The 12,696-nt window shown below is 62.4% G+C and carries 16 protein-coding genes and 1 tRNA gene; 12 read left to right on the top strand and 5 right to left on the bottom strand.

Going from position 1 to position 12,696, the window contains the following annotated elements; all coding sequences use genetic code 11:
- Positions 1-81: 81 nt before the first annotated feature.
- From OC446_RS00990 to OC446_RS00940, 11 genes are all read left to right on the top strand, one after another.
- On the top strand, positions 82-1,347 hold the full coding sequence (locus OC446_RS00990) for an ABC transporter substrate-binding protein (RefSeq protein ID WP_262027173.1): 1,266 nt from the start codon (positions 82-84) through the stop codon (positions 1,345-1,347).
- Positions 1,348-1,349: 2 nt separating this feature from the next.
- Entirely contained in the window at positions 1,350-2,321 is a 972-nt protein-coding gene (locus OC446_RS00985) for a carbohydrate ABC transporter permease (protein ID WP_262027172.1), read from the top strand.
- Positions 2,318-3,142 (top strand): carbohydrate ABC transporter permease, encoded by an 825-nt coding sequence (locus tag OC446_RS00980; RefSeq protein WP_262027171.1) that lies wholly within the window; start codon positions 2,318-2,320, stop codon positions 3,140-3,142. Before OC446_RS00985 ends, OC446_RS00980 begins: the two co-directional genes overlap by 4 nt.
- Before the next feature lie 16 nt (positions 3,143-3,158).
- The gene (locus OC446_RS00975) at positions 3,159-4,292 is read left to right on the top strand and encodes an ABC transporter ATP-binding protein (RefSeq protein ID WP_262027170.1); all 1,134 of its coding nucleotides are present in this window, start codon (positions 3,159-3,161) and stop codon (positions 4,290-4,292) included.
- Between the two features lie 228 nt (positions 4,293-4,520).
- Complete coding sequence (gene ruvX / locus OC446_RS00970) at positions 4,521-5,081, top strand: Holliday junction resolvase RuvX (RefSeq protein WP_262027169.1); 561 nt, start codon at positions 4,521-4,523, stop codon at positions 5,079-5,081.
- 146 nt (positions 5,082-5,227) lie between these two features.
- A tRNA-Gln gene (locus OC446_RS00965) sits at positions 5,228-5,301 on the top strand.
- A 112-nt stretch (positions 5,302-5,413) separates the two neighbouring features.
- Positions 5,414-5,704, top strand: coding sequence for a hypothetical protein (locus OC446_RS00960; RefSeq protein ID WP_262027168.1), 291 nt, complete (start codon positions 5,414-5,416; stop codon positions 5,702-5,704).
- Positions 5,701-5,958 (top strand): hypothetical protein, encoded by a 258-nt coding sequence (locus OC446_RS00955; protein ID WP_262027167.1) that lies wholly within the window; start codon positions 5,701-5,703, stop codon positions 5,956-5,958. The genes OC446_RS00960 and OC446_RS00955 overlap by 4 nt, the downstream gene beginning before the upstream one ends.
- Positions 5,959-6,189: 231 nt before the next feature.
- A complete protein-coding gene (locus tag OC446_RS00950; protein WP_262027166.1) occupies positions 6,190-6,357 on the top strand; it encodes a hypothetical protein in 168 nt (55 codons plus the stop codon).
- A gap of 364 nt (positions 6,358-6,721) precedes the next feature.
- A complete protein-coding gene (locus tag OC446_RS00945) occupies positions 6,722-6,988 on the top strand; it encodes a hypothetical protein (protein WP_262027165.1) in 267 nt (88 codons plus the stop codon).
- Between the two features lie 112 nt (positions 6,989-7,100).
- Complete coding sequence (locus OC446_RS00940; protein WP_262027164.1) at positions 7,101-7,295, top strand: hypothetical protein; 195 nt, start codon at positions 7,101-7,103, stop codon at positions 7,293-7,295.
- 48 nt (positions 7,296-7,343) lie between these two features.
- Here the strand turns inward: OC446_RS00940 and OC446_RS00935 are convergent, their stop codons facing one another.
- The 4 genes from OC446_RS00935 to OC446_RS00920 are packed head-to-tail and all read right to left on the bottom strand — an operon-like array spanning position 7,344 to position 9,435.
- A complete protein-coding gene (locus OC446_RS00935) occupies positions 7,344-7,670 on the bottom strand; it encodes a hypothetical protein (protein ID WP_262027163.1) in 327 nt (108 codons plus the stop codon).
- On the bottom strand, positions 7,667-8,137 hold the full coding sequence (locus OC446_RS00930; protein WP_262027162.1) for a hypothetical protein: 471 nt from the start codon (positions 8,135-8,137) through the stop codon (positions 7,667-7,669). Before OC446_RS00930 ends, OC446_RS00935 begins: the two co-directional genes overlap by 4 nt.
- Before the next feature lie 3 nt (positions 8,138-8,140).
- Positions 8,141-8,695 carry a hypothetical protein gene (locus tag OC446_RS00925; RefSeq protein WP_262027161.1) on the bottom strand — a complete coding sequence of 185 codons (555 nt, stop codon included), beginning with the start codon at positions 8,693-8,695 and terminating at the stop codon, positions 8,141-8,143.
- Positions 8,692-9,435, bottom strand: coding sequence for a lysozyme (locus OC446_RS00920; RefSeq protein WP_262027160.1), 744 nt, complete (start codon positions 9,433-9,435; stop codon positions 8,692-8,694). Before OC446_RS00920 ends, OC446_RS00925 begins: the two co-directional genes overlap by 4 nt.
- A 101-nt stretch (positions 9,436-9,536) precedes the next feature.
- Between OC446_RS00920 and OC446_RS00915 the strand changes: the two genes are divergently transcribed.
- The gene (locus OC446_RS00915) at positions 9,537-10,631 is read left to right on the top strand and encodes an acyltransferase family protein (RefSeq protein WP_262027159.1); all 1,095 of its coding nucleotides are present in this window, start codon (positions 9,537-9,539) and stop codon (positions 10,629-10,631) included.
- A 3-nt stretch (positions 10,632-10,634) separates the two neighbouring features.
- Here OC446_RS00915 and OC446_RS00910 read toward each other — a convergent pair whose 3' ends face one another.
- Entirely contained in the window at positions 10,635-12,650 is a 2,016-nt protein-coding gene (locus OC446_RS00910; RefSeq protein ID WP_262027246.1) for a right-handed parallel beta-helix repeat-containing protein, read from the bottom strand.
- Positions 12,651-12,696 lie beyond the last annotated feature (46 nt).

Genomic DNA, 12,696 nt, shown 5'->3' with positions numbered 1-12,696 from the left:
GACCACGGCCAACAGGAACAAATCCGCAGGTCGGGCTTTAGAAAGCTAAGCAATAAACATCAAGCCTCCAGGAGGATTGCCATGTCCCGCCTCATCGCCAGCCTCGCCGCAGCCGCCGGGCTCCTGGCCGCCACCAGTGCCTGGGCGGTGGAAATTTCGATCTCCTGCAGCGCGCTCGGCAAGGAATACGAGATCTGCAAGCAGGGCACCGACGCCTGGGCGAAGAAGACCGGCAATACGGTCAAGATCGTCTCCACCCCGAATTCCGCCACGGAGCGCCTGGCCCTCTTCCAGCAGCTTCTCGCAGCCGGCGCCGGGGACGTCGACGTGTTCCAAATCGACGTGGTCTGGACCGGCACGCTCGGCAATCACCTCCTCGACCTGACCTCCAAGGCGCAGGCGACGATCGGCGACCACCTCCCAGCCATGGTCGAGACCAGCCGCGTCGAGGGGAGGCTGATGGCGGTGCCGTGGTTCGCCGATGCGGGGCTGCTCTATTACCGCAAAGATCTTCTCGACAAGTACAAGCGGCCCGTGCCGCAGACCTGGGCCGACCTCACCGAGACCGCCCGGATGATCCAGGAGGGCGAGCGCAAGGAAGGCCGCAACGATTTCTGGGGCTATACCTGGCAGGGCCGCGCCTATGAGGGCCTGACCACCAACGCCCTCGAATGGATCGCCTCCTACAACGGCGGCACCATCGTGGACGAGAAGGGCGAGGTCACCATCGAGAACCCCAAGGCCGCCGAGGCCCTGAAGACGGCCGCCGGCTGGGTCGGCACGATCACGCCCGAAGGCGTGCTCAACTACACGGAGGAGGAGGCGCGCGGCGTCTTCCAGGCCGGCAATGCCGCCTTCATGCGCAACTGGCCCTATGCCTGGGCCCTGGCGCAGGGGGGCGACAGCACCATCAAGGACAAGGTCGGCATCGCGCCCCTGCCGAGGGGCGGGGCGGACGGCCGCCACGCGGGCACCCTCGGCGGCCAGCTTCTCGCCGTGTCCAAATATTCGAAGAACGCCGATGCCGCGACCGATCTCGTCCTGTACCTGACGAGCGAGGCCGAGCAGAAGCGCCGCGCGGTCGAAGGCGCCTTCAACCCGACCATCGTGTCGCTCTACAGCGACGCGGACATCGCCAAGGCCAATCCGTTCATCGGCGACCTCGTCGACGTGTTCAGCAACGCGGTCGCGCGGCCCGCCACCGTGACGGGCCAGAACTACAACAAGGTGTCGACCGAGTTCTTCAACGCGGTGCATCAGGTTCTCTCGAAGCGTTCCAAGCCTGATCAGGCGCTGAACCGCCTCGACCGCGACCTGAAGCGGATCAAGCGCAACGGCTGGCAATGATCATGAGCAGCGCCGTCGCTCAGGCCGGCGTATCCGCTCAGCACCAGGCGCGGGGGCGCAGCTCGTCCCTGACGCGCTCGCGGGTCAGAGCGGCATGGCTCTTCATCGCGCCGAGCCTGATCGTCGTCACGCTCATCGCGGGCTGGCCCCTGGCGCGGACGATCTGGTTCAGCTTCACGGATGCCAGCCTGAACGATCTGAGCGACTACAAATTCATCGGCCTGGAGAACTACCTCGCTAATTACGATGGCGAATGGTTCGGGATCCTGATCGAGCCAGATTGGTGGCACTCGGTCTGGAATACCCTCTGGTTCACCGTCGTATCGGTTTCGCTCGAAACGGTGCTAGGCATCGTCGTGGCGCTGATCCTGAATGCGGCCTTTCCGGGACGCGGCCTCATGCGGGCCGTCATCCTCATCCCCTGGGCGATCCCGACCATCGTATCGGCCAAGATGTGGAGCTGGATGCTGCACGACCAGTTCGGGGTGATCAACGATCTCCTCTTGCGCCTCGGCCTGATCGCCGCGCCCGTCACTTGGACGGCCAATGCGGACACGGCTCTGTGGGCCGCCGTCATGGTGGATGTCTGGAAGCACACGTCCTTCATGGCGCTGCTGATCCTCGCCGCTCTTCAGATGCTGCCGCAGGACATTTACGAGGCAGCGAAAGTGGACGGCGTCTCGCCTGTCCGCGTGTTCTTCCGCGTGACTCTGCCGCTCATCAAGCCGGCGCTGCTGGTCGCCGTGATCTTCCGCTCTCTCGACGCCCTGCGGGTCTTCGATCTCATCTACGTCCTGACGTCGAACTCGAAGGACACGGCCTCCATGTCCGTCTATGCGCGCCAACAGCTCGTCGATTTCCAGGAAGTGGGCCTCGGCTCGGCCGCGTCGACGCTGATCTTCCTGATCATTGCCCTCGTGGTCGTGATCACGCTCGCGGCCGGACGCGTGCGGCTCGGGGAGGATCCGCGATGAAGCTCCTTGCCCGGACCGGCTTCTGGCTGCTCGTCATCGTGATCGCGTTCTTCGCGCTGTTTCCGTTCTATTACGCGATCATCTCGTCCTTCCGGACGGGGAGCGCCCTTTTCTCGGTGGCGTATTGGCCGGAGACCTTCGATCTATCGAACTACTTCGCCGTGTTCGAACGCCAGCCCTTCGGCCGCAACATCCTGAACTCAATCATCGTGTCGGGCTCCGTGGTGGTCCTGTCGCTGGCACTCGGGATCACGGCGGCCTACGCCTTCGGGCGCATCGCCTTTCGCGGCCGCTCGCTCATGCTCATGACGATCCTGGCCGTCTCCATGTTCCCGCAGGTGGCCGTACTCGCCGGCATGTTCGAGCTGATCCGCTCCTTCGGGCTCTACAACACCCTGCCGGGCCTGATCCTTGCCAACCTCATGCTCACCCTGCCCTTCACGATCTGGGTGCTCACCACTTTCATGCGCGAGCTGCCGAAGGAGATCGAGGAAGCGGCCTTCGTCGACGGCGCGACGCCGTGGATCGTGGTGCGGCGTGTGTTTCTGCCGCTCATGGCGCCCGCCGCCGTGACCACGGGATTGCTCGCCTTCATCGTCTCGTGGAACGAGTTTCTCTTCGCTCTGACCTTCACGCTCACCAACGAGCGGCGCACCGTGCCGCCCGCCATCGCCCTCATGAGCGGCTCGACCGCCTATGAGCTGCCCTGGGGCACGATCATGGCCGGGTCCGTCATCGTGACCATCCCGATCATCGTCCTGGTGCTCGTGTTCCAACGCAAGATCGTTGCGGGCCTCACGGCCGGCGCGGTGAAGGGCTAGTTCAGGAAGTTCCCCAATGGCTGATGTCGTCCTCAAGAACGTGCAGAAATCCTTCGGCCGGGTGAAGATCATCCACGGGGTCGATCTCGACATCCGCGACGGCGAGTTCGTGGTCTTCGTCGGTCCGTCGGGCTGCGGGAAATCCACGCTGCTGCGCCTCATCGCCGGGCTCGAGGACATCACAGCGGGCGAGCTTTTCATCGACGGCGAGCGCGTGAACGATCTCGTGCCGGCCAAGCGCGGCATCGCCATGGTGTTCCAATCCTACGCGCTCTACCCGCACATGAACGTCTACGACAACATGGCCTTCGGATTGGAGCTGGCGAAATCCTCGAAGGCCCAGATCGACGCGAAGGTGCGCGAGGCCGCGCGCATGCTGCAGATCGACAATCTCCTCGACCGCAAGCCCCGGCAACTCTCCGGCGGCCAGCGCCAGCGCGTCGCCATCGGGCGCGCCATCGTGCGCGACCCGAAGGTCTTCCTCTTCGACGAGCCGCTCTCCAACCTCGACGCGGCGCTGCGCGTGCAGACCCGCATCGAGATCGCCAAGCTCCACAGCGACACGCGTGCGACCATGATCTACGTGACACACGATCAGGTGGAGGCGATGACCCTCGCCGACCGGATCGTGGTGCTCAATGGGGGCAGGATCGAGCAGGTCGGCACACCGCTGGACCTCTATCATCGCCCGGCCAATCTCTTCGTCGCAGGCTTCATCGGATCGCCGCAGATGAACCTCATCGCATGCGAAGTTGCCGGCGTCGGGCCGGACGAGGTGCTGGTGAGCCTTCCCAGCGGCGGCACCCTGTCGGTCCCGGTGGCCCCGGAGACCCTCCAGCCGGGCGAGGCCGTGACCCTCGGCGTCAGGCCAGACCATGTGCGGGTCAGTCCTCAGGGCTCCCTTACGGGGCGGGTCGAGCTGGTGGAGGAGCTGGGAGAGAACCACCTTCTCTACGTGGACATGGGCCAGGGCCGCCGTCTCACGATCCGCGAGCCGGGCGACGCGCGACACGAGGCCGGAAGCACCATCGCCCTCGAGATCGACCGCACATCCTGCCACCTCTTCAAGGCTTCGGGAGAAGCGCTGCCGTCCCGTGCCGGCAGCCCGAGGCCAGCGCCATCCTCGCCGGACCTCACCAGGGTGGCGTGAGCCCCGGCTTTCGGGGCTCTACCCCTGTCATGGCCGTCCCCGGACTTGATCCGGGGATCAGTCCCGGCCATCCCGATGCTGTGGAGCGCTGCGCCTTTCCGACCGGATCACCGGCACGAGGCCGGTGATGACGTCGAGGAACATAGCCAACACGGCTTCCCCGTCTCGACGCCGGGCCACTTCCCCTATACTGGCTGGAACAAGGCAGGGACGACGAGGAGGCCGCCCATGATCTCACGAGACGACGAACTGGTCGCCTTCATCGACGGACTGTCGCCCCGCGCCCGCCTCATGGGCCTCGATCTCGGCACCAAGACCATCGGGCTCGCCCTCTCGGACGTGGAGCGGCGCATCGCGACGCCTCTGGAGACGATCAAGCGGGTGAAGTTCACCCCCGACGTGGGCCGCATCAAGGATCTCGTCGCCCGCTACGAGGTCGGCGGCCTTGTCTTCGGCCTGCCGCTCAACATGGACGGCACGGAGGGCCCCCGCTCCCAGGCGACCCGCGCCTTCGTGCGCAACATGAAGCCCCTGCTGCCCCTGCCCGTCCTGTTCTGGGACGAGCGCATGTCCACCATGGTGGTGACCCGCACACTCCTCGACGCGGACACGTCCCGCGCCAAGCGAGCCGACGCCGTCGACAAGATGGCCGCCGCCTACATCCTCCAGGGCGCCCTCGACCGCTACGAGCGCATCGCGGCCGACGCGGAAGACGCCGCCGACGAAGCCGCCCTCCGGTCCGGCCTCGACCTGGATACCCCGCCGGAAGGTGGATCGCTCGATGATTAGCCGGAGACCCGTCCAGACCCCAATTCAAGGCTTGACGCGCCCCGAAAAGCCCCCTATCTCACCGCCAACCGCGACGCCGGTTTCGAATCCCCGCCTCCGATGCTGAGACAAAGCCTCAGGAAAGGCTAAGGGTTCGATGGCTTCGGTGGGGGATAGTTTAATGGTAGAACAGCGGACTCTGACTCCGTTAGTCTTGGTTCGAATCCAGGTCCCCCAGCCAGCCCTTCTTTCAAGCACTTAGCGGCAGTTCCTCACAAATCAGACTCGCGGGTTAGACACTCTGATCCGCGAAAGTTAGACAATCATGCCCCTCTCGCTTCTGGGAGGACGGCATGATCGGGCACAGCTTTGACGGCATAAGCTCCCACAACTTCGGCGGCGTCCAAGTCAGGACCGATGAGACCCTCGTCAACCTCGTGGAAGATTGGTCTAGGGTCCGCTCGCCTTCCCGGGCAGCCCGCCGCCGCAGGCAGGGTCATCGCCAGAACATCGCGCGCGTTCAGGTTCCGAAGCCGGATGTCTTCATGGTCGGCAACATCATGGTCGGCCACCCTGAGACGATAGCCAAGGTACTTGCTGCGGCTTCTCCCCGCCCCTCTCATGGCTTGGAGGAGGTGGAATGAGCGAGATGATTGAACGAGTGGCAAGGGCGATCCACGCCGGGGTTGGGTTCCACGGCGAGTATGGGCAAAGCCCGTTCTCGAAGGAGCAGTGCGACAGGGCGGCCCTAGCCGCCATAGAGGCCATGCGGGAGCCGACAAATGAGATGGTGGGGGCTGGTGTGGAGGGCTGGAAGGTCAACGGCTATGCCTCCATCCAGTTTGTGTGGCCCTTCATGATAGACGCCGCCCTCAGCGTCAGCGATGAGCAGCCGTAAGGCCGAAGACCCGGAGGGGCTGAGCCTGCAAGGTGCCAGCGCGGTGACCGCAGGTCAGACGCCCCTTCCCCAATCTCCTTCTCTTCCAGAGGAGGATAAGACACACTCCCCCAGAAAGGATTGTCCATGACAGAAGAAGAGATCGAGATCGTAGCGAGGGTTATTGCACGGGGCCTTGAGGGCATGCGGCAGCCGTTCTAGCTTCACCTGTCGGACAATGGAGATCGATAAATGACCGAACGCCCAGAACTGTCTTTAGCCGCGCTGGCCAAACGGATCGAAGATCTTGAAGCCGAGATGGAAGAACTTAAAGAGGAGGTGAAAGAGTTGCAGGAAGCAAACAGAGACACCAAGAGTACTGTGCGCTCCCTGAGACCCAAACCCGACCTTATGGACTAACTCTCTGCTATGAGGGCAGAGCCCTCCAGCGTTCAGCGCAAGAAAGTTGAGAGGCCTTGACGGAGCGGGATAAGGCCGCTACCGTAATATATAGATGCCGAAGTTTTAAGAGCATCGATTCCACCCCGCCGCGAGCGGGGTTTTTTGTGCCTAAACCTCAAGTCTTATTTTCATCCAAGCCGCTCCCGCCCGGGGCGGCTTTTTTCATTTCAGGATTACAAATGAAGAATTCTCAGCACGTAGAGATCGTGAACGCATACGCGCGTCTTATAGGCAACGTTGCCAAGGCCCTGGGGTATCTCTACCTCGCGGGGCTGCTGCACCCCGAAAGTCTCTCTTCACTTCTCCGTCTTATATCGTCCCCATGACCTACTCCCGCGAAACCACCACTATCTCCGAACTCACCGGTGAGGCCATCAGCACTTGGTCTGAGGAATGGCGGATTGAGACCGAAGCTCGAACCGTCCTGAAGATGTCCAAGCAGGAGCGGGATGTGTTCTTCAACGGCCGGAAGGACGAGAACGGGAAAACCATCGACCGGGGCGTGGTCGGCATCCGCGGGCCTCAGGCTGCCGAGGCCATTCTAGAAACGGCCCGGCGCCTCCAGGAAGCTCGCGACGCGAAGCGGTAAGCCCTTGCCATCCACTGTTTCCACAGCCTATCCCGGCCCTTCTTCCTAGGACTCGACTTCACTCCTGCTAAAGGCTCATGTTCGCCGTTCGTTCTCGTTGAGTCGAATACGGATGAGCAGGCCAAAAAAGAACTCCCACAAGCTGACCGTCGAGCAAGTTCTCGACATCCGACTGCACTATGCCGTCGGTGATCGCGAGTGGGCCAAGATTGGTCGGCTTCATGGCGTGAAGGCAGATGCCGTCCGGAATGCGGCTTTAGGCGTGTCCTATAAACAACTGCCGATGCCTCCAGGCTGGAAAGAATAAGGGCCCTGCCAGCCTAAGCCAGCGAGGCCTCACCAGCGGCAAGGCCGGTTAGTGCATCCGGTCGAGGATCCGCCCCAGCATGCTTTCGATCCTGCCATGGCTTTCCTTGATCGATCGGAGCTCGGCCAGGATCTCCCAATCGTGCTCCCGGTGATCGCGGGCGATCCGGTTCGCATCCTTCAGGGTGGCCGTGGCGTCGGCGATGACGGCATTGTCTGCGATGGTGAGTGAAGGGACCAGAACATCCTTGGAAGCCGGTGGGGCGCTTTCCTTTCGCCTCCCGAACCATTGCCCGAAGGCAGCCACCACGCCGAGGAAGCCGAGGCCGATGAATTGAAGAAAGGCAACCGTGTTCGGAGAGGTGAAGTCGATCATGCTGAACGTGCTGCCTTGATTGCCCCGACATCAACCCAGGCCCGCAGCAGGTTCCATGTCTCGAGGAGCATGAAGCCGCTGTAGGCCCAGAAGCCCGTCATGACGCCGCCGTTGTTCGCGACGGAGACGAGGATCCCCAAGGTGATCTGTCCCCAGAAGATGCAGATCACGAGCGAGGCGAGCCCGCGGAAGTGGGGCGAGTACGGGAAGCGAGCCTTGAAGGTGCCGTTGACTACAAGAGCGGCCAGCCGGAGGAAGGCGGCCAGGAAGCAGATCCACGACCATGTGATCTCGTCCGCCCACCGCGCCATCTCCGTAAACGAGGTGGACTTGTCGAAGGTGAGCGGGTCCAGCAGGAGGGTCCAGGCCCACCCCAGGAGCGGGACGAGCATGATCCATTCGGAGACGCGGACAGGGAAATGCTCGGCAATCCCCTGCCCGATGCGGAGAACGATGCGATGCGGCAAGGGTCAGCTCGACTTCTTCGGCAGGACAGTCTCTGCGATCGCGCGCTCGGCAATGGTCCGGACGGCGTCCCCGCTGCGCTTGGAGCCAGAGGAGCTGCCCAGCCAGTAGTTGATTACCTGGGTCATGCAGGCGCCGAGGACACCGAGAAGGATGTTGGCGACGGTCGCCTGCCGCTCATCGAGCGTGAGAGGCCTGCCGAGGACGAGATACAGGGCGCCGCCGAACATCAGCGTGACGAGGATCGAAACGGCCGGGGCACCCCAAGCCATCGAGGACCCGGTCTGAGCGAGGGTGATGGTCTGCTGACGGGCATCCTGAACGTCTTGGATCTCCAGCCGGAAGACCTCCAGGGCAGAACGGGACTGCTCGACGAAGACCTCGGCCAGTTTCGGGTCGGCCTCGATCTGCGCCTGGGCAGCCTTGGGGTCGTCCGTGCCGAAGATGACCTTTGCTGCGTCCACGACCTTGCCGGCAGCGGCTCCGGTCTTGTCGCCGGCGAACATGCCAATCAGCTCGGGGGCATATTGCAAGAGCAGTCCAATGATAGGAGGCATCATGCTTTCCTTCCGAAACGGGCTTCCAGGAAGCCTTTGAGGGCAGCAAAAAGCCCGCCTGATGTGGCGGGCTGGGAGACGGGAACCGGAGATGGTTCGATATCGGGAGGCGGCGGTACCGGTTCGGGCTCGGCCACCGGGATCGGGTTGAACGCCGGCGCGACGGCCGCCGCCAGTTCCTTCTTGACGCTGATCCGCTTGGCGCTGGCCCAGACCGGGGTGCTCTTCGCGGTGAGCCGGGTGTATTCCGTCATGGTGCCGTCGTTGCACCACTTGCCGTCGAAGAACAGATCCCGCTCCTTCTCCCGGCGACCGATGATCGAGGCCGGCTTGTTCCAGTCCATAAAGGCCTTGCGAGCCGCCGCGATGCTGCCGGCCTTCCACAGTTTCACCCAGGATGCGCGCTTGATGGCGCCCGTGTTCCAGTGGAACGACAGTGCCGCCGTGAACTGCGCCTTGGAGAGAGCAAATCCCTCGAAGGCCGCCAGGACGTCCTGGGCGTATTTGTCCAGAGCCCAGGCATAGACTGCCAGGCAGTGCTCAAGGGGCTGCGGCTTGCCGATATAGCGCGTCACGTTGTGGCCGGTGGCGCTGGTGAGGCCCACGCTCCAGGTCCACACCCCCTCGCTGTCCTTATAGGCTTGGCGGATGATGGACTCGTGGGAGGCGATCTCCAAAGCCACCTCATAATCGACGGTGGTCCAGCCGTGCGGGAGCGCCCGCCCGAGTGTTTCGGTGGTCATGATGTCCTCGTGATGTGCAAAAAGTCGCGTGAGTGCGCACCTGAACCGAATTGCGCTAAGCTCTCAGGAAGCTTAAAAAGCCGGGGCAACAGGGGGCTTCTATGGACGGTTCAGGATATTCTATACAGAGTGACAGAATTCGCGGCACGATGACTGTCGCGGACGTTCTTAAGCGCGAGAACAATAACTTCAATCTCGCCCGCCTGATCTTGGCCGTGAGCGTTATCGTGGGGCACGCCTATGCGCTCGCGCCTTCGCACAGGAAAGATATTATTGGTGTCTTACTTGGCTTTGACTATTCGGGATCTCTCGCCGTCAAGGGCTTTTTCTTCTTGAGCGGTCTTCTCGTCGCGAACAGTCTCTTGGTTCGGGCCGATGCCGCTGAGTACGTCAAAGCACGAGCCTTCCGTATCTTCCCCGCCCTCACCGTAAATGTCCTGTTCTGCGCACTTCTTCTTGGCCCCATCGTCACGGCCCTGCCGCTTCAAGAGTACCTGTCTTCGCCGGGAACCTTCCGGTTTATCTATGACAATGTCACCTTGAGCCTCTCGTACCGCCTGCCTGGGGTCTTTGATGATGTCCCATACAAGGGCGCTGTGAATGGCTCCCTTTGGACGTTGCCCTACGAGGTGGCTTGCTATCTCGTCCTGCTTGGTGCGTATCTCTGCGGGCTCATGCGCTCGCGCTACATCATCGCCGCCCTTTGTGTGGCCGTCATCGCGGACGGCTTCTTCCTCAAGGTCCTGTTCTCGTGGTCCAAGAACACGCAGATCTCAACGCTGCCCGCCTGTTTCGCCCTCGGTGTGCTGGCAGCTTGCTTCAAGGAGCGCATTACAGTTCAAAGTTCGGCCCTGATCGGCTTGGTGATCCTGGCCTATTTCGGCTGGGCCTCCCCAGCCAAGGTGCCGCTGTTCTATCTGGCCTTCTTCTATGGCCTGCTCGTGTTCTCATCGCAGGGGTTCGTGCGAGCCTTGGTCCTAAAATGGGATGTCTCCTATGGTGTCTACCTGTACGGTTTCCCGGTGCAGCAGGCCTTGAAGTGGGCCTTCCCTTCCATGGGAACACGGGAGAACATGCTCGCGGCCATTCCGATTGCGTTGGCTCTAGGGCTGGCATCATGGCTCTGGGTGGAAAAACCGGCCATGCGCTTATCCAAAGCCAAATTCAGGCGGACCGCCATGCGCGTCGGCGCCTGACGCCTATGGGTGGGCTGTGAAGTCAGTCCAGAAGCCAACCCCTGCGTTCGTCGTGATGCTGGCGATCACATCCCAATTCCCGGTTCCGGTGTTGTAGTTGATAGCCGTCACCGTAACATCCAAAAGGCTCGGAAGGACGATCGCGCCCCCGTTGATGGACCATCCATTCTCAGTGATGGCGTTTGACCGTTGCGTGAGGCCGCCGATCGCATCCACCGTGACAGTGCCTTGAGAGGAGCGGTTAGCCGCCCCCGGGTTGACTGAATGGATGCGCAGGAGAGACGGGCGGAAGGGGAAGGAGGCAATAACCTTGCCCGTTCCGGTCCCAAGTGTCCCGAGATTGGCGCGCGCCGTAACCGTGGCCTTGCTCGCTGCATCGTTTCGGGCGATTGCAACCGCGTCCGAGATCAGACCCGAGGCGCGATCAAGATAAATGTTGCGAACGACTGAGGTCGTGATGTGATTGTCCGAGAGGTCGCAGTCGGTGATCAGCCCCCCAGTCCCAACCTTGTAGATATAAAGGCCGTAATCCGAGGAGTTGGTGATCGTGTTGTCCTTGACTGCGCCGTAGCGGGGTGGCTGGGCGCTCGATGTCGAGATGATGCCGACGCCATATCGGTTGAAGCTAAGGACATTGCCCGAGACGTTGAAGAACTGCGTATCCTGAACCGATACGCCAAAAGCCCCGCAGTTCGTGATGGTGTTGCCGACGACTGTAATGTAGTTGCCGCCCACCTCCACCCCGGACGCCGAGATGTTCTGCATAGTCGTGCCGTCGATTGTATTGCCGACGACTGACACCTTCAGCGCGTTCGGATTGATAAAGATCGTACTCTCGCGTGTGGCCCTGAAGGAGTTGTCCACAATGCGGATGCGGATGCCGCAAGCATAGATGCCCGACCAGTACATGTCTTCGAATGAACAACCCTGGATGAGCAGGTCCGAGGTCGCCGTGTAATTGCCTGCGGAAGCATCGCTGATCCAGATCGCCGGATAGCTGGTCGCTCCCGAGGGGGTGTTGAGTTGCGCCGTGCGGGTAAAGCGGCAGGCGAGGATCTCGCCCCCCTTGAGCCCGCCCAGAACCAGGGCCATGCCGCCGAAATTGTCGAAGCTGCAATTCCTCCAGACGATCTTGTTCCGGTACGTGGCCGCATTATTATCAAGAATAACGCATGCCCCCGATGAACTGGTTGGGCGGCCGATGAAGTCGATGCCGTCAAAGGTGATGTTCTGGGTCCCCGCGGCCAGCGATACGATAGGCGAAGCGTCAGCGTCTTGAACAAGCGTAACGTTGCCGCGCGGCGCCTGATAGGTCGTGCCACTTTTCGGCACAAATCCTCGAAGCCTGTAAGTGCCGGGAGAGATCAGCACATTGCCCGATGGCAATGCGTTGAAAGCTGCGGTGTCGTTGGTAGCGTTGTCGCCTTTGGCGCCGAGCATGCGCGGATTGACCTGCACCTCGGCTAGATCCCACCAGGCCCCGTCAGCGCTCTGGAAATGACGTGCGGTCGGGGACGACGGCGCGGCGCCGAGGCGCTTGTAAAGCGCCCCACCTCCGTCTCCTACTGCGGCATAACCCGCCGTGCGGAGGTACTGGACAGGAGCCGGGATGTCCGCCGCCTGCGCAGCGGCTCGGCTGTCCCAGAGGGATTGCGTGGAGCCGGCAGCCGAGACGGCAACGTCGCGCGCCGCGACCGCCTCGTCACGCGCTTCTAGGGTCGTGACTTGGGCGGCATCGATAGCCGCCGCTGCGACGTCGACCGCCTGTCGGTTCGCATCGACGTCGCTGGCCGCCTGGGTGATGGTGGTCAGAGCCGAAGCGACTGCCGCCGCATCCGCCGCCACCTGTCCGCCGATTTCCTCGATGTTCTCCGGGATGGCCTTCAGCCTCGTCAAATAATCGGAGAGGCGAAGGGCATAGACTTTCGGGTCCGTGTGCTTGGTCCAGCGCACCATGAAGTACGGCACGTCCGTCAGCGTCGGCCCCGACCACGGCTTGGCAAGCCGGATCTGGTTCATGCCGAGCACTTCCTTGATCACGGACATTCCGGCCGTGCCATCGTTC

This window comes from Microvirga sp. Mcv34, assembly GCF_024519725.1.
Lineage (GTDB): Bacteria > Pseudomonadota > Alphaproteobacteria > Rhizobiales > Beijerinckiaceae > Microvirga.
The sequence above is the reverse complement of the archived record's forward strand: the minus strand, read 5'-3'. Positions and strand labels throughout refer to the sequence as shown.

Coding starts and splice junctions, on each gene's coding strand:
- OC446_RS00990 (WP_262027173.1), top strand. CDS start 82: ATGTCCCGCCTCATCGCCAGCCTCGCCGCAGCCGCCGGGCTCCTGGCC.
- OC446_RS00985 (WP_262027172.1), top strand. CDS start 1,350: ATGAGCAGCGCCGTCGCTCAGGCCGGCGTATCCGCTCAGCACCAGGCG.
- OC446_RS00980 (WP_262027171.1), top strand. CDS start 2,318: ATGAAGCTCCTTGCCCGGACCGGCTTCTGGCTGCTCGTCATCGTGATC.
- OC446_RS00975 (WP_262027170.1), top strand. CDS start 3,159: ATGGCTGATGTCGTCCTCAAGAACGTGCAGAAATCCTTCGGCCGGGTG.
- ruvX (WP_262027169.1), top strand. CDS start 4,521: ATGATCTCACGAGACGACGAACTGGTCGCCTTCATCGACGGACTGTCG.
- OC446_RS00960 (WP_262027168.1), top strand. CDS start 5,414: ATGATCGGGCACAGCTTTGACGGCATAAGCTCCCACAACTTCGGCGGC.
- OC446_RS00955 (WP_262027167.1), top strand. CDS start 5,701: ATGAGCGAGATGATTGAACGAGTGGCAAGGGCGATCCACGCCGGGGTT.
- OC446_RS00950 (WP_262027166.1), top strand. CDS start 6,190: ATGACCGAACGCCCAGAACTGTCTTTAGCCGCGCTGGCCAAACGGATC.
- OC446_RS00945 (WP_262027165.1), top strand. CDS start 6,722: ATGACCTACTCCCGCGAAACCACCACTATCTCCGAACTCACCGGTGAG.
- OC446_RS00940 (WP_262027164.1), top strand. CDS start 7,101: ATGAGCAGGCCAAAAAAGAACTCCCACAAGCTGACCGTCGAGCAAGTT.
- OC446_RS00935 (WP_262027163.1), bottom strand. CDS start 7,670: ATGATCGACTTCACCTCTCCGAACACGGTTGCCTTTCTTCAATTCATC.
- OC446_RS00925 (WP_262027161.1), bottom strand. CDS start 8,695: ATGATGCCTCCTATCATTGGACTGCTCTTGCAATATGCCCCCGAGCTG.
- OC446_RS00920 (WP_262027160.1), bottom strand. CDS start 9,435: ATGACCACCGAAACACTCGGGCGGGCGCTCCCGCACGGCTGGACCACC.
- OC446_RS00915 (WP_262027159.1), top strand. CDS start 9,537: ATGGACGGTTCAGGATATTCTATACAGAGTGACAGAATTCGCGGCACG.
- OC446_RS00910 (WP_262027246.1), bottom strand. CDS start 12,650: ATGAACCAGATCCGGCTTGCCAAGCCGTGGTCGGGGCCGACGCTGACG.